The 17,721-nt window shown below is 62.8% G+C and carries 28 protein-coding genes; 13 read left to right on the top strand and 15 right to left on the bottom strand.

What is annotated here, in order from left to right:
* Positions 1-264 carry a Rho termination factor gene (locus LCF60_RS12765; RefSeq protein ID WP_292292224.1) on the bottom strand — a complete coding sequence of 88 codons (264 nt, stop codon included), beginning with the start codon at positions 262-264 and terminating at the stop codon, positions 1-3.
* 4 nt (positions 265-268) lie between these two features.
* The gene (locus LCF60_RS12760) at positions 269-484 is read right to left on the bottom strand and encodes a hypothetical protein (protein ID WP_292292222.1); all 216 of its coding nucleotides are present in this window, start codon (positions 482-484) and stop codon (positions 269-271) included.
* Between LCF60_RS12760 and LCF60_RS12755 the strand changes: the two genes are divergently transcribed.
* Positions 483-2,018: an MATE family efflux transporter gene (locus tag LCF60_RS12755; RefSeq protein WP_363318412.1), complete on the top strand. Its 1,536-nt coding sequence runs from the start codon at positions 483-485 to the stop codon at positions 2,016-2,018. The two genes, LCF60_RS12760 and LCF60_RS12755, sit on opposite strands and share 2 nt — an antisense overlap.
* Here LCF60_RS12755 and LCF60_RS12750 read toward each other — a convergent pair.
* The 9 genes from LCF60_RS12750 to LCF60_RS12710 are packed head-to-tail and all read right to left on the bottom strand — an operon-like array spanning position 2,015 to position 8,859.
* The gene (locus LCF60_RS12750; RefSeq protein WP_292292221.1) at positions 2,015-2,734 is read right to left on the bottom strand and encodes a gamma-glutamyl-gamma-aminobutyrate hydrolase family protein; all 720 of its coding nucleotides are present in this window, start codon (positions 2,732-2,734) and stop codon (positions 2,015-2,017) included. The genes LCF60_RS12755 and LCF60_RS12750 overlap by 4 nt on opposite strands.
* Positions 2,731-3,702 carry an amidoligase family protein gene (locus LCF60_RS12745; RefSeq protein WP_292292220.1) on the bottom strand — a complete coding sequence of 324 codons (972 nt, stop codon included), beginning with the start codon at positions 3,700-3,702 and terminating at the stop codon, positions 2,731-2,733. The genes LCF60_RS12750 and LCF60_RS12745 overlap by 4 nt, the downstream gene beginning before the upstream one ends.
* A 1-nt stretch (position 3,703) precedes the next feature.
* Positions 3,704-4,726, bottom strand: a complete 1,023-nt coding sequence (locus LCF60_RS12740) for an AI-2E family transporter (RefSeq protein ID WP_292292219.1) — start codon at positions 4,724-4,726, stop codon at positions 3,704-3,706.
* Complete coding sequence (locus LCF60_RS12735; protein WP_292292218.1) at positions 4,726-5,499, bottom strand: DUF3618 domain-containing protein; 774 nt, start codon at positions 5,497-5,499, stop codon at positions 4,726-4,728. The genes LCF60_RS12740 and LCF60_RS12735 overlap by 1 nt, the downstream gene beginning before the upstream one ends.
* Positions 5,492-5,893 (bottom strand): phage holin family protein, encoded by a 402-nt coding sequence (locus LCF60_RS12730; RefSeq protein ID WP_292292217.1) that lies wholly within the window; start codon positions 5,891-5,893, stop codon positions 5,492-5,494. The genes LCF60_RS12735 and LCF60_RS12730 overlap by 8 nt, the downstream gene beginning before the upstream one ends.
* Positions 5,890-6,342, bottom strand: coding sequence for a hypothetical protein (locus LCF60_RS12725; protein WP_292292216.1), 453 nt, complete (start codon positions 6,340-6,342; stop codon positions 5,890-5,892). Before LCF60_RS12725 ends, LCF60_RS12730 begins: the two co-directional genes overlap by 4 nt.
* Positions 6,343-6,363: 21 nt before the next feature.
* Entirely contained in the window at positions 6,364-6,801 is a 438-nt protein-coding gene (locus LCF60_RS12720) for a DUF2383 domain-containing protein (RefSeq protein WP_292292215.1), read from the bottom strand.
* Positions 6,802-6,831: 30 nt separating this feature from the next.
* The gene (locus LCF60_RS12715) at positions 6,832-8,160 is read right to left on the bottom strand and encodes an NAD(P)/FAD-dependent oxidoreductase (RefSeq protein ID WP_292292214.1); all 1,329 of its coding nucleotides are present in this window, start codon (positions 8,158-8,160) and stop codon (positions 6,832-6,834) included.
* Between the two features lie 48 nt (positions 8,161-8,208).
* Entirely contained in the window at positions 8,209-8,859 is a 651-nt protein-coding gene (locus tag LCF60_RS12710) for a Crp/Fnr family transcriptional regulator (protein WP_363318411.1), read from the bottom strand.
* Positions 8,860-9,015: 156 nt separating this feature from the next.
* Between LCF60_RS12710 and LCF60_RS12705 the strand changes: the two genes are divergently transcribed.
* A complete protein-coding gene (locus tag LCF60_RS12705; RefSeq protein ID WP_292292212.1) occupies positions 9,016-9,438 on the top strand; it encodes a hypothetical protein in 423 nt (140 codons plus the stop codon).
* Here LCF60_RS12705 and LCF60_RS12700 read toward each other — a convergent pair.
* Positions 9,380-9,688, bottom strand: coding sequence for a hypothetical protein (locus LCF60_RS12700; RefSeq protein ID WP_292292210.1), 309 nt, complete (start codon positions 9,686-9,688; stop codon positions 9,380-9,382). The two genes, LCF60_RS12705 and LCF60_RS12700, sit on opposite strands and share 59 nt — an antisense overlap.
* Positions 9,689-9,805: 117 nt before the next feature.
* Here LCF60_RS12700 and LCF60_RS12695 point away from each other — a divergent pair, with 117 nt between their 5' ends.
* Positions 9,806-9,967: a DUF1328 domain-containing protein gene (locus LCF60_RS12695; protein WP_292292209.1), complete on the top strand. Its 162-nt coding sequence runs from the start codon at positions 9,806-9,808 to the stop codon at positions 9,965-9,967.
* 44 nt (positions 9,968-10,011) lie between these two features.
* Here LCF60_RS12695 and LCF60_RS12690 read toward each other — a convergent pair whose 3' ends face one another.
* Complete coding sequence (locus LCF60_RS12690; protein WP_292292208.1) at positions 10,012-10,824, bottom strand: response regulator; 813 nt, start codon at positions 10,822-10,824, stop codon at positions 10,012-10,014.
* Between the two features lie 110 nt (positions 10,825-10,934).
* Between LCF60_RS12690 and LCF60_RS12685 the strand changes: the two genes are divergently transcribed.
* The 10 genes from LCF60_RS12685 (at position 10,935) to LCF60_RS12640 (ending at position 15,982) form a co-directional block, all read left to right on the top strand.
* Complete coding sequence (locus LCF60_RS12685; protein WP_292292207.1) at positions 10,935-11,102, top strand: NepR family anti-sigma factor; 168 nt, start codon at positions 10,935-10,937, stop codon at positions 11,100-11,102.
* On the top strand, positions 11,095-11,652 hold the full coding sequence (locus LCF60_RS12680) for an RNA polymerase sigma factor (RefSeq protein ID WP_292292206.1): 558 nt from the start codon (positions 11,095-11,097) through the stop codon (positions 11,650-11,652). The genes LCF60_RS12685 and LCF60_RS12680 overlap by 8 nt, the downstream gene beginning before the upstream one ends.
* Positions 11,653-11,693: 41 nt before the next feature.
* Positions 11,694-13,202, top strand: a complete 1,509-nt coding sequence (locus LCF60_RS12675; RefSeq protein WP_292292205.1) for a phospholipase D-like domain-containing protein — start codon at positions 11,694-11,696, stop codon at positions 13,200-13,202.
* 58 nt (positions 13,203-13,260) lie between these two features.
* A complete protein-coding gene (locus tag LCF60_RS12670) occupies positions 13,261-14,229 on the top strand; it encodes a YihY/virulence factor BrkB family protein (RefSeq protein ID WP_292292204.1) in 969 nt (322 codons plus the stop codon).
* A 38-nt stretch (positions 14,230-14,267) separates the two neighbouring features.
* Positions 14,268-14,426, top strand: a complete 159-nt coding sequence (locus tag LCF60_RS12665) for a YqaE/Pmp3 family membrane protein (RefSeq protein ID WP_292292203.1) — start codon at positions 14,268-14,270, stop codon at positions 14,424-14,426.
* Entirely contained in the window at positions 14,398-14,796 is a 399-nt protein-coding gene (locus tag LCF60_RS12660; RefSeq protein ID WP_292292202.1) for a DUF4112 domain-containing protein, read from the top strand. Before LCF60_RS12665 ends, LCF60_RS12660 begins: the two co-directional genes overlap by 29 nt.
* A complete protein-coding gene (locus tag LCF60_RS12655; protein ID WP_292292201.1) occupies positions 14,789-15,001 on the top strand; it encodes a hypothetical protein in 213 nt (70 codons plus the stop codon). The genes LCF60_RS12660 and LCF60_RS12655 overlap by 8 nt, the downstream gene beginning before the upstream one ends.
* Positions 14,988-15,455, top strand: a complete 468-nt coding sequence (locus LCF60_RS12650) for a host attachment family protein (RefSeq protein ID WP_292292200.1) — start codon at positions 14,988-14,990, stop codon at positions 15,453-15,455. Before LCF60_RS12655 ends, LCF60_RS12650 begins: the two co-directional genes overlap by 14 nt.
* Before the next feature lie 62 nt (positions 15,456-15,517).
* Positions 15,518-15,763 (top strand): hypothetical protein, encoded by a 246-nt coding sequence (locus LCF60_RS12645; RefSeq protein ID WP_292292199.1) that lies wholly within the window; start codon positions 15,518-15,520, stop codon positions 15,761-15,763.
* Between the two features lie 21 nt (positions 15,764-15,784).
* Complete coding sequence (locus LCF60_RS12640; protein ID WP_292292198.1) at positions 15,785-15,982, top strand: CsbD family protein; 198 nt, start codon at positions 15,785-15,787, stop codon at positions 15,980-15,982.
* 97 nt (positions 15,983-16,079) lie between these two features.
* On the opposite strand, the gene LCF60_RS12635 is transcribed toward LCF60_RS12640, so the two are convergent.
* On the bottom strand, positions 16,080-16,823 hold the full coding sequence (locus tag LCF60_RS12635; protein ID WP_292292197.1) for an SDR family oxidoreductase: 744 nt from the start codon (positions 16,821-16,823) through the stop codon (positions 16,080-16,082).
* A gap of 2 nt (positions 16,824-16,825) precedes the next feature.
* Entirely contained in the window at positions 16,826-17,719 is an 894-nt protein-coding gene (locus LCF60_RS12630) for a 2-oxo acid dehydrogenase subunit E2 (RefSeq protein WP_292292196.1), read from the bottom strand.
* Between the last annotated feature and the right edge of the window lie 2 nt (positions 17,720-17,721).

The following is a 17,721-nucleotide window of genomic DNA, read 5'->3' as shown; positions in this document are numbered from 1 at the left end:
TCAGCGGTTCCGCAATGCCGAGACGCGCTCGGCTTTGGTCATGTCGGACCGACCCTCGATGCCAAGCTCTTGTGCCCGGTCGTACAGATCTTCCTTGGTCCAGTCCTCGTAGGACGGGGATGTGCCACCCTTTTTCGACGGGTGCATGGACTCGTTTGCCTTGGCATTGGAGATGCGCGCGGCGGCCTCTTTGCTGTAGCCGTCGTCGCGCAGCGCCTGATAGGTCTTTTCGTCCTTGAGTGCCGGAGCGTCCTGCTGTGGCATGCGCCTACTCTTCGGCCTCGGTGCCGGGCTCGACCTCTTCAGCCTCGATGCCGGGCTCGACCGCGCTGGTATCTTCGCCGGGTTCGTTGCCGCGAACCGCCAGGTTCGCGAGATAGGCCAAAAAGATGATCGCCGCAAAGATGCCGCCGATCATCATTCCCCAGAGCGCGGGGCGGTGGCGTTTGCGTTGTTTTTCCACATTTGTTTCCGGAGCGGACATGAAGTGCCTCCTGTATTCGCAGTTCAATGTCAAAACGCGGTGCGGCGAGGGGAAGTTCCAGAAAATCCACGGAACCGCCGAAGTTGATGCTGCGTTGCACGCCGAAGGGGGGCCGTTTCTGGCCCTCGCGTTTTCTAGGGGGGAACTGCCGATGGCGCGCGCCGATTTGACGAAAGGACCGGTCTGGAGGGCGCTGGCGCAGGTTTCGACGCCGATGACCTTCGGGATCCTCGCCGTCCTGAGCGTCGGCCTGGCGGATGCGTATTTTCTCGGTCAGCTGGGGCAGGCGCCGCTGGCGGCGGTCGGGTTCATCTACCCGGTCACGACGGCGCTGACCTCGTTGTCGATCGGCCTGTCGGCCGGAACCAACGCCGTCGTGTCACAGGCCATTGGACGCGAGAACGAGGATCCGGATACCCCGGTGCGGCTGGCGCTGCATTCGCTGGCGCTGGGGGTTTTCCTGGCGGCGCTGGTCGCGCTGGGCTTCGTGGCGGTCGCACCAACCCTGTTCGGCTGGATGGGCGCGCAGGACGCGGCGCTTGCGGAGACACAGCTCTACGTGCCGTTCTGGTCGCTCTCGTTTCCGTTCCTGGTTGCGATGATGGTCGCAAACGCGGTGTTCCGGGCGCATGGTGACGGCGCCACATCGGCAGTGATCATGGTCTGGGCGGCGGCGATCAACATCGCCATCAATCCGGTGCTGATCTTCGGCTGGGGGCCTGTTCCGCAAATGGGCACCGAAGGCGCCGCCCTCGCCACCGCCATCGGACGCGGCATCGGTGCCGCGACCGCGCTGTGGTACGCGTGGTATTCGGGGCTTCTGACGACCTGCGGCAAACCGTTTTACGGGATCCTCTATTCGTTCCGCGACGTGATCGCCGTCGGGCTGCCGGCCTCGATGTCGAACGCGATCAACCCGGCGGGCATGGCGCTTGTCACCGCCGCGGTGGCGACGCTGGGAGAGGCGGCAGTTGCCGGGTTCGGGGCTGCGACCCGGGTCCAATCCGTGATGCTGGTGGCGCTCTTTGCACTGTCGGCGGGGATCGGTCCGGTTGTCGGGCAGAATTTCGGCGCCGCCCTGCAGGACCGCGCCCGGCTGGCGCTCAAGCAGGCGTGGTTCTTCTGCGTGGCCTACGGCCTGTTGCTTGCGACCGGTGTCACGATTTTCGCCGATCAGATCGCCGGGTTCTTCACCGACAGTCCAGAGGCGCTGGGCTATACCGCGCAATACCTGCGGATCGTGAGCTGGAGCATCATGGGCTACGGGATCGTCGTGATCACCAATGCCGCGATGAACGCACGCTCCAAGGCGGCCTATTCGCTTGGCCTGAGCCTGACGCGGATCTTCATCCTCTACGTGCCGCTTGCCTGGATCGGCATGTGGATGTTCGATTATCTCGGCATCCTGCTGGCCGCGGTCACGGCGAATATGCTTGCCATCGTCGGGTCGTTGTTATGTGCGCGGTCCACCGGGCTTGTGACCGGCATTCACGGGCAGGAGGTGCCGGACGTGCTGCCGAAGACCGCGGGCTAGGGTCGGGCCAGTTCGCTGCGCATTGCCGAGGTCTGGTTGCGTTCTGTTTGATAGGCGCCCGCGGCGGCGACCAGGGCGCGGAAGATGGCGCGTTGGCGGTGGGCATAGAACAGGTGCTCGGGATGCCATTGCACGCCAAGAGCGAACGGGTCGCGCACACGTTCCACGGCCTGGATCATGCCACCGGCATCGCGGGCCGAGACGCGAAGGCCCTTGCCCAGACGGTGCACGGCCTGGGTGTGCAGCGCATTGACCTTCATCGGGGCTTGGCCGCTGATGAGCGAAAGATGCGTGGCTTCCTCGACACGGATTTCGCGTTTCGGCAGGATCGTCTTGATCTTGCGGTCGCGCCCGTAGGTGCCCCAGGCGTCCTGATCGAGCGTGCCGCCCAAGGCGACGTTGAGCATCTGCGACCCACGGCAGATCCCCAGGACCGGGATGTTCCGCTCGAGCGCTGCTTCGGCAAGGCTGCGTTCCAGCTCGTCCCGCTCGGGATCGAGCCGCGCCGAGATGCCCAGTGTCCCGCCATAGAGTTCCGGCCCGATATCGTCGCCGCCGCCGATGATCAGCCCGTCGACGTCTTGCAGGTCGGCAATCCTGCCGACCCCCCAGCGCACGCCGCGGCCGCCGGTGATCCAGATGTTGAGGTTGATCAGCGGATAGACCCGCCAGCCGGTGCGGGCCGAGGTCGTGACGGCGATGCGTGGACGGCTCATGGCGTGACCTTTGCGTCGTGCATGTCAAGGACGGTGTCTATCGTGTCGACCCAATCCGACTTCAGTTCCAGCCACGCCGCCGCGTGAATGTTCCAGGCGTCGCGCAGGGCATCCAGCACGCGCGGATGCGCCGCCACCAGTTCAACCTGCCGCCAGAGCTCCCAGGGTTGCAGCAAGGACCAGCCTGCTTCGTCGATGCGGCTGTCGGGCAGGCGGAAATGAAAGGTCGGCCGGGCCGCGGTCTTGTCGCGGATGTCGAACAGGTCGTCGAAAAGCTTCGGCTCCGCATGTTTGAACAGTGGCAACAGGTCAAGGCTCTGGTTGCGGCTGTGGATGTGGCGCGCGGCGATATGCATCACGTCGGCCAGCGTGGTGTAGCGCGCGTTGACGAGGTCGGAAATCAGGCCGCGGGGCCATGCCCCGACAAACGGCATCATGCGGCGGGTGGTGTCGATCCGCTCTTTGCGGCGCAACCACGGTTCAAGCAGGGCATACGCGGTGATCGTGTCGAGCGTGAACGGGTCATCCGGCGCGACCACCTCGGGGTTGAGATGGACGCCGAAGCCAAGAAGAACCCCGGTGCGCGACCCCAGTGCCCCGATGTGGCGCAGGTCGGCACAGATCGTGTTGAAGTCCTCGACCTGGGCACGGCTGAGCGGCGGTGTCACGACCTCGACCGGGATCAGGCCCCGAAACGCGTCCAGGCCCTCCTTGAGGAAGGGCAGATCGTGGCGCTTGCGCAGCCCGATATCAAGCTCGACCTCGATGTCGCCGAACCTGGTGCCGCTGACCGTCACGCAATGATGGCCGTCATCTGTCGCGGTGCCGCCGAACCTTTGCGCAATCAGGGTGCCTGTCTCCAGTTCGGTCGGGCCCGCGAATTCGATCTCGATCCCGGTGAGGCGTTCGTGACCCGCCGCGTTGTCCGTGACGGGCAACGGAGGAAAGCAAAAAGTGATGTCTGTCATGTCAGGCCTGTGTCAGCGCGGGGTCCTGATCGCGATCAGACTCGAAGAGCGGCGCATGTGCAAGGTACGCGGCGATCCAGACAAGGATCGGCAATGCGACGATCCCGCCGATTGGCCCCCAAAGCCATAACCCGAAAATGATCGACAGAAAGACCACCAGCGGATTCAGTTCGAGCTGCTGACCGACCAGCGTGGGCGTCACGAACTGCGCCTCGGTCATGTTCAGCGCGATATAGGCGAGCGGCGGCACCAGGGCGTAAGCTCCGTTGAATTCCGTGAATCCCACCACCGCGAAGGCCACGATCAGCATGACCGGGCCGAGATAGAGGATGAAATTCAGCACGAAGGCCGCAGCGCCCCAGAGCACGGCATTGGGCACGCCAATGGCCGTCATCGCGGCAAAGACGGCCACGCCGAGCACGGCATTGATCGCGGTGACCGTCAGGAAATAATGCGACACGGCGCGGTCGGCCTGGCGCAGCGAATTGGCGTGGCTCTTGAAGGCGGCGTATATCTCGTTCTGCGTCAACGAGAAGAAAAAGAACGTGCCGGCGAAGGTGAGCAATTGCGCGGCAAAATTCGGCGCCGCCCAGAGCGCATCGAGCACGTTCGGCATCGCCTCTTCGACCGCCTCGCCTTCCTCGGCCAGCGTACGCTGGATTTCGAACTGGACGCCCTCGAGCCCCCGGACAGCGCGGCTCAATTCGGTGGCGAACCTGCGCACCTCGTCTTCGATCCGGGGAACCTGGCCGACCAGGTCCATGGCGATGGGGCCGAGCCCGGCAATCAGCAGGATCGTGAACCCCGCCACGAAAAGCAGGCTGATGCTGGCGCTGACCGCACGCGGAATGCCCAGGCGCGCCAGAAGGCGCATGCCCGGTGCGGCGACGATGCCGACAACCAGCGCAAGCGTGACCGGCGCAAGGATTCCCTTGCCGAGCTTGAGCGCGACAGCGACGGCGACCAACGCCAAAAGCCCAAGGCAGAATGTCTGCACTTGGGCCAAATTGGTTCTGTTGTGCATCAGGCGGACTGACGGGCTTCAGAGAATTCGGATCGTGCTTCCTCGAGACCGCTTTCCACGGCTGCCTTGCCCTGGCGCTCGAGCTTGCCAAGCTCCTCGCGCATCACGGCTTCGGCGTCGCGCATCATCTTGTCCCGCGTGGCGCCCATCATCTCGGCTTCGGCCCTGGTCGAGGGAAGCAACGCGCCAACCAGCGCGCCCAGCCCGGCGACGATGGCACCGGTCACGAACGGCTGCGACTGGTGCGCGTCCTGCGCCTGTGCCGACGCCTTGCGGGCGTGCCGTTCGGCCGCTTCCTGGGCTTCGATCACCTTGAGGCGGGCTTCGGTCACCCGCGCGCGGGCTTCGGGCGGAAGCCGGTCAAGCCCCTTGTCCAGCGACTTGCGCAGGCTCGAGGCGGATTCGGTCTGGGCAAAGCGCCCGGTCATGGCCCGGCTGCGCGCCTGCATCCTGGCATCCGCGCGGGCGATGCGGTCGTCGTGACCGCCCATATTGTCATACGAGGTCAATGTTGCCTCCTTTTCTGTATCTTTGTGATTTGCGCTCAGCGCGATGAGGGCCGCGCCCATGCCGATCATGGCCAGCCCGGACGGATTTCGCTTGGCCCCGTCAAGCGCGGCCTTGGCGATCGTCTGTGTCAGGTCGGATGTCTGGCCGACGGCGTTCTTGGCGCGCGCCTCGGGGTTGATGGCCGCAGCCAGCGCGCTGAGGTGGTCCGTCAGGTGGGCCCGGTGCGACTCTGCACTGCGTTCCAGTTGGTCGGCATTAGGCACGTGTCATCTCCTTTACGGCATTAACGTCGGACTTGATCTGGTTGATCGTGCGGTTGGGCGTCAGCCCCTTGGCCGACAGGCGCGACTTGCCGATCAGCAGGAAGACGAGCGCCACGACAAGGAAACCCGCCGCCACGATCAGCGCCGCCCAGTGCGACGCCACGCCAAGCGCCATCACGCCAAGCACGGCGGCGACGGCCAAGGCATTGAAACCGGCAAAGCCCAGAAGCGCTGCGATCACGAAAAGCACCACGCCACCACCGGCGCGGGCTGCGTTTTCCGACAGCTCTTGCTTGGCAAGCTGGATTTCAGCGCGCACCAGGGCGCGCGCCTCGTCGATCGTATCGCCGATAAGCCGGCGCCAATCGGTACTCTGGTCGGTTGGTTGTGTCACTGGTACCGCTCCGCGTCTGAAAGATGGCCGGCCCAGGGGTCGTCGGACACGCTATGCGACCGGCCACTTGACCCATTGCCGGATTTCAGGAACCGGGCGGCGGCAAAGCCGGCGATGGCGGCACCCCCCAGAAACAGCAGCGGGTTGCGGCGGGCAAAGAGGGCGACATCGTCGACCATCGCATCCACGGGCTTGTCCCGCAGTTGATCGGCGATGCCGCTGATCTGCGCCCCGATCTGCCGCAGCGCGGCAGCCTGAAGCGAATCGTCGTCGAATTCGCGCTCCGCCGCGTGGGCGGCGCTGGCGGCGTCATCGGCCTCGTCGACGGCCTGAGCACGCGCCTTCTCGGCTTCTTCCTTTGCAGATGCGGTCGCGGTATCGCGCGCATCGGCGGCCATTTCGCTGGCCCGCTCCTTGGCGGTTTCGAGTGTGTTATCGGTATTGGCCATGTTGCCCTCCGTTGGTTCTGGTTAAGCCGCTTCGAACAGGGCCGTGACCTTGCCGCGCAATTCCTGCCGCTGGGTCCTCAGGACGCCATGCAGATCGTGCGAGTCCGGCACCTGTTCGAGCGCGCTGTCATAGGTGGACAGGACGCTTTTCTCGCCGTCGCCGACGGCCTTGAGCACATCCTGATCGAGATCGGAAAACAGGTCGCGCATCTTGACCGCTGCCTTGTGCACCTCGCTCATGAGCGTGCCGGAGCGGTCAAGGTCGGTCCCGTTGGACCGTGCGACGGTTTCGATTTCGGCGATATCCTTGGTGTGCTGGTCGGCCACGTCCTTGATGAGCGTCCGAATGGACGGCTCGGCGCGGTCGATCAGCACCTCGTATCCTTCACACACGTCGACCAGCGTATCAAACAGGGTTTGAACGCGATCCTGTGCCGAGTGATTCAGGGTCTCTGACATTGTGAACTCCTTGCTTGACGGATGAACGCGTCATCGCCCCAGGAGTTCCTCGGCAAAGCTTGGATGAATGCCTGTCGCAGCGGTCAGCAACGGTTGGCTGCCGGGGGTGTGGATCAGGCCGCCGAACACGGCGATGATCTCGGGGGCGCTTTCATGCACAAGCGCCACGCCGCTCAGCGCGCCGTCCTCGTCGTAATGCAGGGAATGTCCGGCACAGATGCGGTCCCGTGGAAAGGTCACGTCGCCGCCAAGGTTCCGGCCCTGGATCAGATCGGCATCCGCCGGAACCGTTCCGACCTGTGCCACGGGCGGATAGACAAAGGCGGTCGATGCGACCTTGGTCAGGTCGATCGGGTCTGCACCGGAGCCGAAATGCTGCTCTGCAAAGGTTTCGCCGTCGCGTGTCGCCACGGGGGTGAGCGGGATGCGATCGGCGGAATCGCCTATGGAATGAATGTTCGGGACCGAGGTCCGAAACTTCGAATCGACCGTCAGCGCGCCGCTCTTGGCGGTCTCGAAACGGGCGCAGACCGGACCGAGCTTGTCGACATTGGGCTGACGTCCGGTGGCCAAGAGCACCTTTTCGGCCTCTAGCACCGCGCCGTCGGACAGGTGAACGGCAAGGCCATGATCCTGCTGCACGATCCGTTCCGGCCGAATCCCGAGGACCGTGTTCACATTCTGCGATTCGAGATGGGTCTGCGCCATCGCGCCGGCACAATGCGCGAACTGAGCCAAAAGGCGGTCGGTGTTGTTCAGCAGCGTGACCTCGACCCCGAAGGCATTGAAAATCGTGGCGAATTCGCACCCGATATAGCCGCCGCCGATGACCACGAGGCTTTTTGGCAGCGTGTTCCAGTGAAACACGTCATCGCTCACACAGGCGAGCTCGACACCCTCGATAGGCAGCCGTTTTGGCCGCGCTCCGGTCGCCAGAAGCAGCTTTCCGGCGGACAGTTTCGCGTCACCGACGCGGATGTCGTCCGGTCCGTACACCTCGGCGGTGCCCCGAAACAGGTGGATGCCTGCATCCGACAGTTGCTTTTCGTACATCGTCTTGAGCAACGCCACATGGTCCGTCACCCGCTTGTGCAGCATCCCGTAGTCGAGAGGGGTGAATTGTGTCGCTTCCATTTCATGCAGATGGGCAGACTGGATCTGATGCCGCGCCGCGAGCCACATCAGCTTTTTCGGCACACATCCGCGGTTGACGCAGGTTCCGCCGAGCGCATCGCGCTCGATCAGCGCCACCCGCGCGCCATGCGATGCGGCGCGCTTCGCGGCAGCCAACCCACCCGAGCCGCCGCCGATCACGACAAGGTCGAAGGTGTCGGAGGTCGAAATTGAATGCTGTGTCATTGCGGGCCAACGTCCCGTGAAACGGAAGGTTTCGCGACATGGCCGAATTCAGATCAGCGGGCGGCTCGGAATCTCTTTCCCCACCGACACCGCATGTTCGGCCAGTTGGTCGGGGCGGTGCACGGTCAGGCCATCATCGGCCCATGTGACGATTCCCGCCCGGCGCAATTTCGCGAGCGTCTTGTTCGTGTGCACGAGGGACAGGCCCATCGCATCGGCGATATCCTGCTGACGGTAGGGCAGCGGCACACGGTCGTTTTCGTTCAGGCCCAGTGCGGTCAGCCGGGTGAAGAACCGGTTCAGCAGCCACGCCACCTTTGTCAGCCCTTCCATCCGTCCCACCGCCGCCAGCATTTCGCCCAGCACAAATTCCTCGCTGGCGGCGATATGTGTGAGACCAAAGGCCCTTTGCGGCTGATTTCTGAACAGGTCCCACAGTTCCGAGCGGTTGAACACGCACAGCGTCATGCGGGTTGTCGCTTCGACGGAATGCTTCATTTCCCCCATGACGCCGTTCTGCAAGCCTATGAAATCGCCCGGAAGTATGAAGCCCACGACCTGCCGGCTGCCGTCCTGGAGAAGCTTGTAGCGAAGGCCCATGCCATGCAGCGCGGTGAAGAGTTGCGACGCCGACGCGCCTTCGGCCAGGATTTCGGTGCCGGGCTGGGCAATGAGCTCTCCGGTCTTGAAACCGGTCATGAAATGCACCTCTTCCTTTGACATGTCGTCAAAGAGAGGGAGCCGTCGGAGAGGGCAGTTTTCGCAGTCGGTTGTCATGTCACCCAGCTATGTCACAGTTAAATGCGGACCAGTGGATATTATGACATCTCTGCCGACATGCCAAAGGACATATACATGCCAGACTTGATGTCGACAGGTCCCAAAACGCTCATCGTGTCCCGCAACATGGTCGAAGCGGACGACCTGACGGAGATGTTGATGGGGTACGGGCTTGGCCCGGTGGCCCATGCGCGAAATCTTGATGCGGCCAGACGCGTTCTGGCCTCGGCGACGGAGTCGCTTGAACTCTTGATGTTCGGCCTGTCGTTGCACGTGCCCGAAACGGCAAGGTTCCTGTCCACGCTGGACACGTCCGAAAGGTCGTTGCTGGTGATCGACGGTCCCCGTGACTTCACCGAATCAAAAGGGGCGGGAGTGATCTCGCGCCCCTTTACGACCAATGATGTGATGGCCGCCCTGAAAGGGCTGGGCCTTCAGGTCAGCCGCGCTTGTTCATCGCCAGCCCAAGAGCGATGCCAAGCCCCAGAGCGCCGATGACGGCCAAGGTGGGATTGCGGCGCACCGCGTCGTCGAATTCGCTCTGGACGGCATAGGCCTGATCGCTGCCGCGCCCGACAGCATTCGCAGTTGACGCCCGGACCTTTTCCGCAGTCTGCTTCACGCTTTCCTGCGCGGAGGCCGCCGTGTCCCGCATCTTGTCGCTCTGGGTCTTCTTGTCGGACTGCTCGGTTCCGGTTGCACCGTCTCCACCCTGCGGGGTTGATACGTAATTCTCTGCATAAGCCATGATTGAGACTCCTTTCGTTTGCCTGTCAACGATCGGTGAGCGGCAAAGTTCCTCGGAACAATGGTTTGAAAAGGGGGTTGACACGGCAGAAGCGAAACGACCGAAAAGGAACACCACATGCTCTATTGGGCAGCCATATTTCTCGTCATCGCCCTGATCGCGGCAGTCTTCGGCTTTGGCGGTATCGCATCGGCCTCGGCCGGTGTCGCACAGATCCTCTTCGTGATCTTCCTGGTGCTGTTCATCGGCACGCTGATCGTGCGGGCGGTGCGATCGTAATCGTGAAAACCGAAGCGATGCCGCTTCGGTTTTCTTGCTTTGAGTCAGGCCTTGAGCGTCTCGGTCGACGAAAAGAACATGGCCTGGCTGACCGCAGAGCGAACCTGCTCTTCGGTATAGGGTTTGGCGATCAGGAAGGCCGGTTCCGGCCCTTCGCCGGTCAGGAGCCGCTCGGGGAAGGCGGTGATGAAGATCACCGGAACATCGGGATCGTTCTCGACGATGTCGTTTACCGCGTCGATGCCGCTCGATCCGTCTGCAAGCTGGATGTCGGACATGATCAGATGCGGAGTGTCGCTGTTGTAGAGATGCACCGCGGCGTCGGCGGTGCGGGCAATGCCGGTGACAGCATGGCCCATATCCGCCACGATTGCTTCGAGATCCATCGCGATGATGGCCTCGTCCTCGATGATCATCACGCGTCCCGCGAGGAATTTCGCCATCTCGGTATAGGCGATGTCCACCAGCTTTTCGGCTTCGGGAGGGCTGATGTCGAGCACGGTCCCGACCTCGTCGAAAGTCAGTTCCTCGATCGTGTGCAGAAGCAGCGCCTCGCGCGTGTCGGACGTCAGTCGCGACAGATGTTCCTGCGCCTTGGCGGCGACACCCGTTTCGCCATCGCTGAGCGCACCGCCAGAGGTGGACCAGATCGTGTGAAACACCTTGAAAAGCGCCACCTTGTCAGAGGAGGCTTGCCGATCAAAGATGGACGTATCGCTCAGAATGGCCTCAAGGGTTGCAACCGCGTATTTGTCTCCCTCGACCTGCGAACCGGTAAGAGCCCGCGCGTACCGGCGCAAAAATGGAAGATTTGCCCCGATCTTGGACGTAAGATCTTGGGTTTGTTCGGTCGGCATATGAAGTTAGCTCCCACTTTTTTCATGTTTTGTTGGAACCGAACGCCGAAGATGGCGTTAGGTTCCATCTGATGTGCGTGTATCGGCAAAAATCTGACCTGAAGGGTGACATGAAACAGGATCGAAAAATAACAAGCCTTGAGCAGGCGATCGAGGCGAATCTGAAGCGCGTCTATGACGACGTGGCGGGGCAGGAAGTGCCCGACCGTTTTACCGAATTGCTCGAAAAATTGCGCGAGGCTGAAAAAAAGTCCTCGTCGGAGACGCAAGATGGCTGAACATCCCGATCCCAGAGACGAGATTGTCGAACATCTGAGCGCGATGCGCGCCTTTGCGATGAGTCTCACCCGAAATTCCGCGCTGGCCGATGACATGGTTCAAGACGCGCTGGTGAAGGCATGGTCGAAGATCGACACCTATCAGCCCGGCACCAACATGCGGGCCTGGCTCTTCACGATCCTGCGCAACACCTACTATTCGCATCACCGCAAGGCGCGGCGCGAAGTGTCGGACGTGGATGGCGAAATGGCGGCGTCGCTGGCGCAGAAGCCGGATCACGACGGCCGTCTGCAAATGCGCGACTTCAACCACGCCTTCGATCAACTGAACGCCGAACAGCGCGAGGCGCTGGTGCTTGTCGGCGCGGGCGGATTTTCCTACGAGGAAGCCGCCGAAACCTGCGGCGTCGCCGTCGGCACGATCAAGAGCCGCGTGAACCGCGCGCGCAAGCAGCTTATCGAACTGATGCAGATGAGCGACGACGAGGTGATGGAAGCCACCGATATCGTCACCACGAGCATCGTGACCAATCAAAAGAACGTCGCCTGAACCCGCTGCGGAACAGGCCTCGGAAAAGCGAGACAACTTTTGTGGAGAAAGCACAGGCGTCCTTTGTCGACGACCGTCCGGATTTCGACGTCCTGATCACGGCGGAAGAAGCGTGGCCCGCTTTCGAGCGGGCCGTTTTCCATGCGCGGTCGGAGGTTCATGGATCGTTTCGCGTGTTCGACCTGGCCACGAAGCTGCGCAGCGACGAGGGCCGGTCGGTCGGGGAAGACTGGTTCGACCTGTTGGCGCATGTGATCGGACGGGGCGTCAGCATTACCCTGATCGTCAGCGATTTCGATCCGATCATGGCGACAGATCTGCACGAACTGACTTGGAAAACGGTCCGCCAGACTGCGGCGCTCTGCGAGGTCGCCAAGGCCCGACCGGGGCAGGTCTCGATCAAGGCCGAACTGCATCCGGCGCGGGCCGGGGCCTTGCCCCGCGGGATGCTTCTGCCTGCCGCGCTGATGGAGAAATGGAAAAAGATCAGGGCGCGCGACGAGGACAAGCTTGATCGCGAGGCGGTTCTTCTGAGCCGCAGGATGTTGCCCGAACTGCGCACCGTGTCGCATCATCAGAAACTCGCCGTGGTGGATGATGACACGCTCTTCATCGGGGGGCTGGACCTCAATGAACGCCGTTTCGACACGCTTGACCACGAACGTCCTGCTGGCGAGACCTGGTCGGACGTGCACCTGGTTCTGCGCCACGGCCCCGAAGTGGCCGAAGCCAAGATCCACCTGGAAAGCTTTCTCGACATCGTGGCCGGGACCGCGGAGCCGCTCGCGCTCAAGCATATCAAGCGCACCATTTCCGCGCCAAGGCGGCTGCAATTTCCGTACCTGTCGCCGCGCACGCTGCTGAACGAGATCGAAACCGCGCATCTCGAGGCGTTCCGGTCCGCCAGGCACCTGATCCATCTCGAAACGCAGTTCCTCCGGTCCAGCGTGATCGCAGACGGACTGGCCGAAGCGGCGACGCAGAACCCGGACCTGCACCTGCTGGCGATCCTGCCCGCCTTGCCCGAGACATTGGCGTTCTACCGCGACGATGGCGTCGATACGCGCTTCGGAATGGGCTTGCAGAATGATGCGATCGGCACGATCCAGGAGGCATTCGGCAAGCGGGCGACAATCGCGTCGCCGGTGCGGCCAGTCTTCGCAGCGCGGGAGGATCTGCCGGTCTTGTCGGGGTCGCCGATCATCTATGTGCACAACAAGGTTCTGGTGCGCGACGATGATTATGCGCTGATCGGGTCTGCAAACCTGAACGGACGCTCGATGCAGTGGGATACCGAGGCGGCGGTGGACATCACCGCGCCCGAGCGCCTGACCCTGCTGCGCCGCAGATTGCTGAACCACTGGTGGTTCGATGACCTTTCCGACGCCGAACTGCGGCCGGAGACGCTTCAGCAATCCTGGACCGATGCAATCGCCCGCAACGGTGTCTGTCTGCCCGAAAACCGGACCGGATTCCTTGTTCCCTACGATCCCGACAACAAGGCCGAGCTTGCGCTGTCGCTACCGGGCATCACCGAGAACCTCGTCTGACGGAACTTGACATCGACGCTGTCTGTTCTCTCTGTATGGTATTGCAAGGAGTTCTTTCATGAGCCGTGGACGCTCTGCCGATCGCCCGAGGCACATTCCTCTCAAGGGTCTTTTCGATGTCGCGATGCGCATGTGGACCAAGCAGGCATCCCAGAACCTGAGCCTGATCGCAGCGGGGATCGCGTTTTTCGGCCTGCTGTCGCTTTTTCCAGGCATCACGGCGGCTGCTGCATTCGCGGGTGTCTTTCTCCAGTCCGAAATGCTTGTCGAGAACAGTGCCGAAATCACCGAGATGCTGCCCGAGGCGGCTGCGCAGATCATCATGGGCCAGTTGCGCGACGTGGCCGGGGCTGATGCCTCGACCCTCAGCTTTGCCGCGCTTCTGGGTCTGGCCATCGCGCTGTATTCCGCCTCCAAGGCGGTGGCGAATTTCATCGCCGGGCTGAACGTGATCTATGCCGAAACCGAGACGCGCAACTTCTTCAAGCTGAAGGCGCTGACCATTGTTCTGACATTCCTGATGATCATCGGCCTGATCCTGGCGATCACAGTGGTCGCAATCATTCCCGTTGTGGCCGCCTTCGTGGGCGATATCGGCTGGGTCGACGATCTGGTGCTGCTTCTGCGCTGGCCGGTGCTGTTCCTTCTGGGCGCGGCAGGCATCGCGCTTTTGTACCGCCTGGGTCCCGACCGCCGGGCCGCCAAGTGGCGCTGGCTGACACCGGGAGCGTTGGTGGCCTGTGCGCTTTGGGTGGCGGGCAGCTATGGGTTCAGCCTCTATGTGCAATCCTTCGGGTCGTATAATGAAACCTTCGGTGCGCTTGGCGGTGTCATCGTGCTTTTGACATGGCTCTGGCTGTCGGCCTTCATCGTGCTTCTTGGCGCGCTGCTCGATGCCGAACTCGAGGCGCAGTCACGCCGCGACAGCACCGTCGGCAAGGACCGCCCGATGGGCGACCGCGGTGCGGTCAAGGCCGACAATCTCGGCGCCGCCCGAGGGGAAGAAATGACGGAACCCGCCAGTTGATGGAACGTTGACCCTCCAAGCACTTACGGAGGGAAAATATGGACCTGGTCCGCATCATCGTCGCCGTCTTGCTGCCACCTCTGGGAGTGTTTCTGGAGGTCGGGCTCGGCAAGCATTTCTGGCTCAACATCCTGCTGACCATTCTTGGCTACATTCCGGGGATCGTACATGCCGTCTACATCATTGCCCGCCGCTGACACGTCCGAGCGCATGGCGCGCATGGAACACGTGGCACGGCTTCTCGATTCCAAGTACCGCATTCCCGGCATCGGCATACCCGTCGGCTGGGACTCGATCCTCGGGCTGATCCCGGGCGTCGGCGACTTCGTCACGGCGGTGCCGGCGGGCTGGATGATCTGGGAAGGTTACAATCTGGGCGCACGCAAGAGGACGCTGGGCCGGATGGGGGTGAATGCGGGCATCGACATGTTCGTCGGCAGCATTCCCCTGATCGGCGACCTGTTCGACGTGGCCTTCAAGTCACACCAGAAAAACCTTGCCCTGTTGCAAGCCGAAATGCAGCGCAAGGTTGAAAACGCACGCAGAAAGGAGGGCTCACATGCCTGAACGTCACAAGTCCAAAGACGGACGCCGTGAAACTGAAGAGGTACTGGGCGACCAGACAGAGGTTTCCCAGCAGGGACGGGCCGGTGGCAGCCCGGCCAAGCAGGTCGGCACCAAGGACGAAATGAAACGCGCCAAGGAACGCCCGGCCGGGGCAACCCGGGTGACGGACGACCTCAAGAAAGAGGACGAAGATGATGGATCATAAACCGGGGCTGCCGCAGGACACCTGGGTCGTAATCGTCGATGGCGAAAAGGCCCTCTACCTCGTGAACAAGGGCGATGACATGGACATGAACCTGGTCGTCCGGGACAAGGACGAACAGGACAACCCGAAAGCGCAGGATTGGGCCGCAAACCGGCCCGGACGGTTCAATGACGGCCCGAGCGTCCAGCGGTCCAAGGTCGAGGACACCGACTGGCATCAGCTCGAGAAAGAGCGTTTCGCCAAGGACGTGGCCGAGCAGCTTTACAAGGACGCGCACCAGGGCAAGTTCGACCGCCTGGTGATCGTCGCAAGCCGCCCGGTTCTGAGCGAATTGCGCAACGAGATGCACAAGGAAGTGGCCGACAAGGTCATCCTCGATGTCGCCAAGGTGCTGACCAATCATCCGATCGACGAGATCGAGACGCTGCTCAGCCGGGAACTGGAAGAAAGCTGAGACGCACTGGAACCATCCGGCGCGGTCATCGTTACCTTCCTGACTGAAAAGGAGTGTGCACGATGAAAACCGGAGCGATCATCGGGGCCATCGTTCTCGTAATCGCCGTGGCGTTCGGGGTCTACATGGTCGATGTCGACCAGACAGAAGAGGGCGTGCTGCCCGAAGTGTCTGTCGATAGCGGCAACATGCCCGAATACGACACCGAGGTCGGGGATGTCGAGGTGGATGAAGAGGACGTCGAAGTGAGCGTTCCCACCGTCGATGTCGAGGCTCCCGAGGACGACGCCGACGTCGAATCGAATTGAACAGACTGAAAGGAGAGCCGAATGGATCGCGACCAGATCGAAGGTAAATGGACCGAAATCAAAGGCCAATTGCGTGAAACCTATGGCGAATTGTCCGATGACGACATCGAACAGGCCAAGGGCGATCGCGAACAGATGGAAGGTGTGCTTCAGCAGAAGCTCGGCCGTTCCAAGGAGGATGTGCGCTCTACCGTGGACCGCATCCTGAACAACGTCTGACCCTCGGTCAGAAGGCACGTACCAAGCGCGTGGTTGGTTTCCCTCCAGCCACGCGTTTTCTTTTTGTGACCACCGAAACGAGACCCGGCCGTGCTGTTCAGCGCGACAGCCATCCCCCGTCCACCGGCAGGACAACTCCGTGAATGAACGCCGCCGCGTCGCTGGCCAGGAACGCGACCGGCCAAGCGATGTCGTCGGGCGTGCCCCAGCGCCCCGCCGGAACGCGCACCATCAGGTCGGCAGAGCGCTCCGCGTCCGCTTGCAGGGCCGACGTATTGTCGGTCGCGACATAGCCCGGCGCAATGGCGTTCACGTTCACACCCTTGGCGGCCCATTCATTGGCAAAGGCCTTGGTCAGCTGCGCAACGGCCCCTTTGGACGCGGCATATCCCGGCACGAGGATACCGCCCTGGAAGGACAGCACCGAGGCCACGTTGACGATCTTGCCGGACCCGCGATCCACCATCCGCCGGCCCAGTTCGCGGCACAGCAGGAAGACCGCGTCGAGGTTCACCGCCATCACCGCGTCCCAGTCGTCGGTGTCGTGAACCGCGGCCTCGGCCCGGCGGATGATCCCGGCATTGTTGACCAGGATGTCGATCTCATGCCCATCGCCGTCGAGACGGGCCAGCAGGGCGTCAATCTGCGCACGGTCCGACAGGTCGCAATTCATCGGGAGGATGCCATCCCCCGTGCCATCGGCCTCGATGCCCGTGCCGATCCCGATCACTCTTGCGCCGCACGCGGCCAGGCATTTGGCAATGGCGGCGCCGATGCCACGGCTTGCACCGGTCACCAGCGCGGTCTTGCCGGTCAGGTCGATATGCAGGTCGGTCGCCATGATCAGATCATGATCCGGCGCGGCTCTGCGATCAACCCGGCAAGGTGACTCACGAACCGTGCGGCGTCGGCACCGTTGATCACCCGGTGGTCGTAGCTCAGATCAAGCGGCACCATCGGCACGGGGCGTGGCGTGTCGCCGTCCCAGACGGTCACTGTTTCGGTCCGCGTCAGGCCCAGGATCGCCACCTCGGGCGGGTTGACGATGGGGGTGAACCCGATGCCGCCAATACCGCCGAGGTTCGAGATCGACATGGACGCGCCACCCATCTCGTCCGGCGCCACCTTGCGGGCCTGCGCGCGGCTGGCAAGATCGGTGATTTCGGCGGCGATCTGCCAGAGACCCTTCTTGTCGACATCCCGCAGCACCGGCACCATCAGCCCGTGGGCGGTGTCGACGGCAATCCCGATATGCACGTAGTCCTTGAGGATCAACGTCTTGCCATCCGCAGACAGCGACGCGTTGAAGCGGGGAAACTCCCGCAGCGCGCGGGCCAGCGCCTTGGCATGAAAGGCCAGCGCGGTCAGCTTGACGCCGCGCGCCTGCGCCTCGGGCCTCAGCGATCTGCGCAAAGCCTCGATCGCGCTGACATCGGCGCGGTCATGATGGGTCACCTGCGGGATCAGGCTGTTCGCGGCGGCCAGGTTTTTCGCGGCCACCTGTGCGAACCGGCTCATCGGTTCTTCACTCACCGGGCCGTATTGGCCGTGATCGACGTCCCAGTAAGACGTGTCTCCGGCGGGCCCCGGCGCGGCTGCCGCTGCTGCGGGCTTTCGGGCCTCCAAATCCTCGCGCGCAATGGTGGTGCGGCCCAGATCGCGGGCCAGCGCGTCGATGTCGATGCCTTTCTTGAGCGCAAGGGCGCGTACGGAGGGGGCTGCTATGACATCACTCATAC

This window comes from Marivita sp. (genome assembly GCF_020055635.1).
Taxonomy (GTDB): Bacteria; Pseudomonadota; Alphaproteobacteria; order Rhodobacterales; family Rhodobacteraceae; genus Marivita.
Note: the sequence above shows the minus strand (reverse complement) of the source record. Positions and strands in the feature narration are given on the sequence as shown.

Coding starts and splice junctions, on each gene's coding strand:
- LCF60_RS12640 (WP_292292198.1), top strand. CDS start 15,785: ATGGATCGCGACCAGATCGAAGGTAAATGGACCGAAATCAAAGGCCAA.
- LCF60_RS12655 (WP_292292201.1), top strand. CDS start 14,789: ATGCCTGAACGTCACAAGTCCAAAGACGGACGCCGTGAAACTGAAGAG.
- LCF60_RS12635 (WP_292292197.1), bottom strand. CDS start 16,823: ATGGCGACCGACCTGCATATCGACCTGACCGGCAAGACCGCGCTGGTG.
- LCF60_RS12665 (WP_292292203.1), top strand. CDS start 14,268: ATGGACCTGGTCCGCATCATCGTCGCCGTCTTGCTGCCACCTCTGGGA.
- LCF60_RS12630 (WP_292292196.1), bottom strand. CDS start 17,719: ATGAGTGATGTCATAGCAGCCCCCTCCGTACGCGCCCTTGCGCTCAAG.
- LCF60_RS12760 (WP_292292222.1), bottom strand. CDS start 484: ATGTCCGCTCCGGAAACAAATGTGGAAAAACAACGCAAACGCCACCGC.
- LCF60_RS12670 (WP_292292204.1), top strand. CDS start 13,261: ATGAGCCGTGGACGCTCTGCCGATCGCCCGAGGCACATTCCTCTCAAG.
- LCF60_RS12725 (WP_292292216.1), bottom strand. CDS start 6,342: ATGGCCAATACCGATAACACACTCGAAACCGCCAAGGAGCGGGCCAGC.
- LCF60_RS12685 (WP_292292207.1), top strand. CDS start 10,935: ATGAAACAGGATCGAAAAATAACAAGCCTTGAGCAGGCGATCGAGGCG.
- LCF60_RS12720 (WP_292292215.1), bottom strand. CDS start 6,801: ATGTCAGAGACCCTGAATCACTCGGCACAGGATCGCGTTCAAACCCTG.
- LCF60_RS12755 (WP_363318412.1), top strand. CDS start 483: ATGAAGTGCCTCCTGTATTCGCAGTTCAATGTCAAAACGCGGTGCGGC.
- LCF60_RS12680 (WP_292292206.1), top strand. CDS start 11,095: ATGGCTGAACATCCCGATCCCAGAGACGAGATTGTCGAACATCTGAGC.
- LCF60_RS12745 (WP_292292220.1), bottom strand. CDS start 3,702: ATGACAGACATCACTTTTTGCTTTCCTCCGTTGCCCGTCACGGACAAC.
- LCF60_RS12740 (WP_292292219.1), bottom strand. CDS start 4,726: ATGCACAACAGAACCAATTTGGCCCAAGTGCAGACATTCTGCCTTGGG.
- LCF60_RS12715 (WP_292292214.1), bottom strand. CDS start 8,160: ATGACACAGCATTCAATTTCGACCTCCGACACCTTCGACCTTGTCGTG.
- LCF60_RS12650 (WP_292292200.1), top strand. CDS start 14,988: ATGATGGATCATAAACCGGGGCTGCCGCAGGACACCTGGGTCGTAATC.
- LCF60_RS12690 (WP_292292208.1), bottom strand. CDS start 10,824: ATGCCGACCGAACAAACCCAAGATCTTACGTCCAAGATCGGGGCAAAT.
- LCF60_RS12765 (WP_292292224.1), bottom strand. CDS start 264: ATGCCACAGCAGGACGCTCCGGCACTCAAGGACGAAAAGACCTATCAG.
- LCF60_RS12750 (WP_292292221.1), bottom strand. CDS start 2,734: ATGAGCCGTCCACGCATCGCCGTCACGACCTCGGCCCGCACCGGCTGG.
- LCF60_RS12700 (WP_292292210.1), bottom strand. CDS start 9,688: ATGGCTTATGCAGAGAATTACGTATCAACCCCGCAGGGTGGAGACGGT.
- LCF60_RS12645 (WP_292292199.1), top strand. CDS start 15,518: ATGAAAACCGGAGCGATCATCGGGGCCATCGTTCTCGTAATCGCCGTG.
- LCF60_RS12710 (WP_363318411.1), bottom strand. CDS start 8,859: ATGACCGGTTTCAAGACCGGAGAGCTCATTGCCCAGCCCGGCACCGAA.
- LCF60_RS12695 (WP_292292209.1), top strand. CDS start 9,806: ATGCTCTATTGGGCAGCCATATTTCTCGTCATCGCCCTGATCGCGGCA.
- LCF60_RS12660 (WP_292292202.1), top strand. CDS start 14,398: ATGCCGTCTACATCATTGCCCGCCGCTGACACGTCCGAGCGCATGGCG.
- LCF60_RS12705 (WP_292292212.1), top strand. CDS start 9,016: ATGCCAGACTTGATGTCGACAGGTCCCAAAACGCTCATCGTGTCCCGC.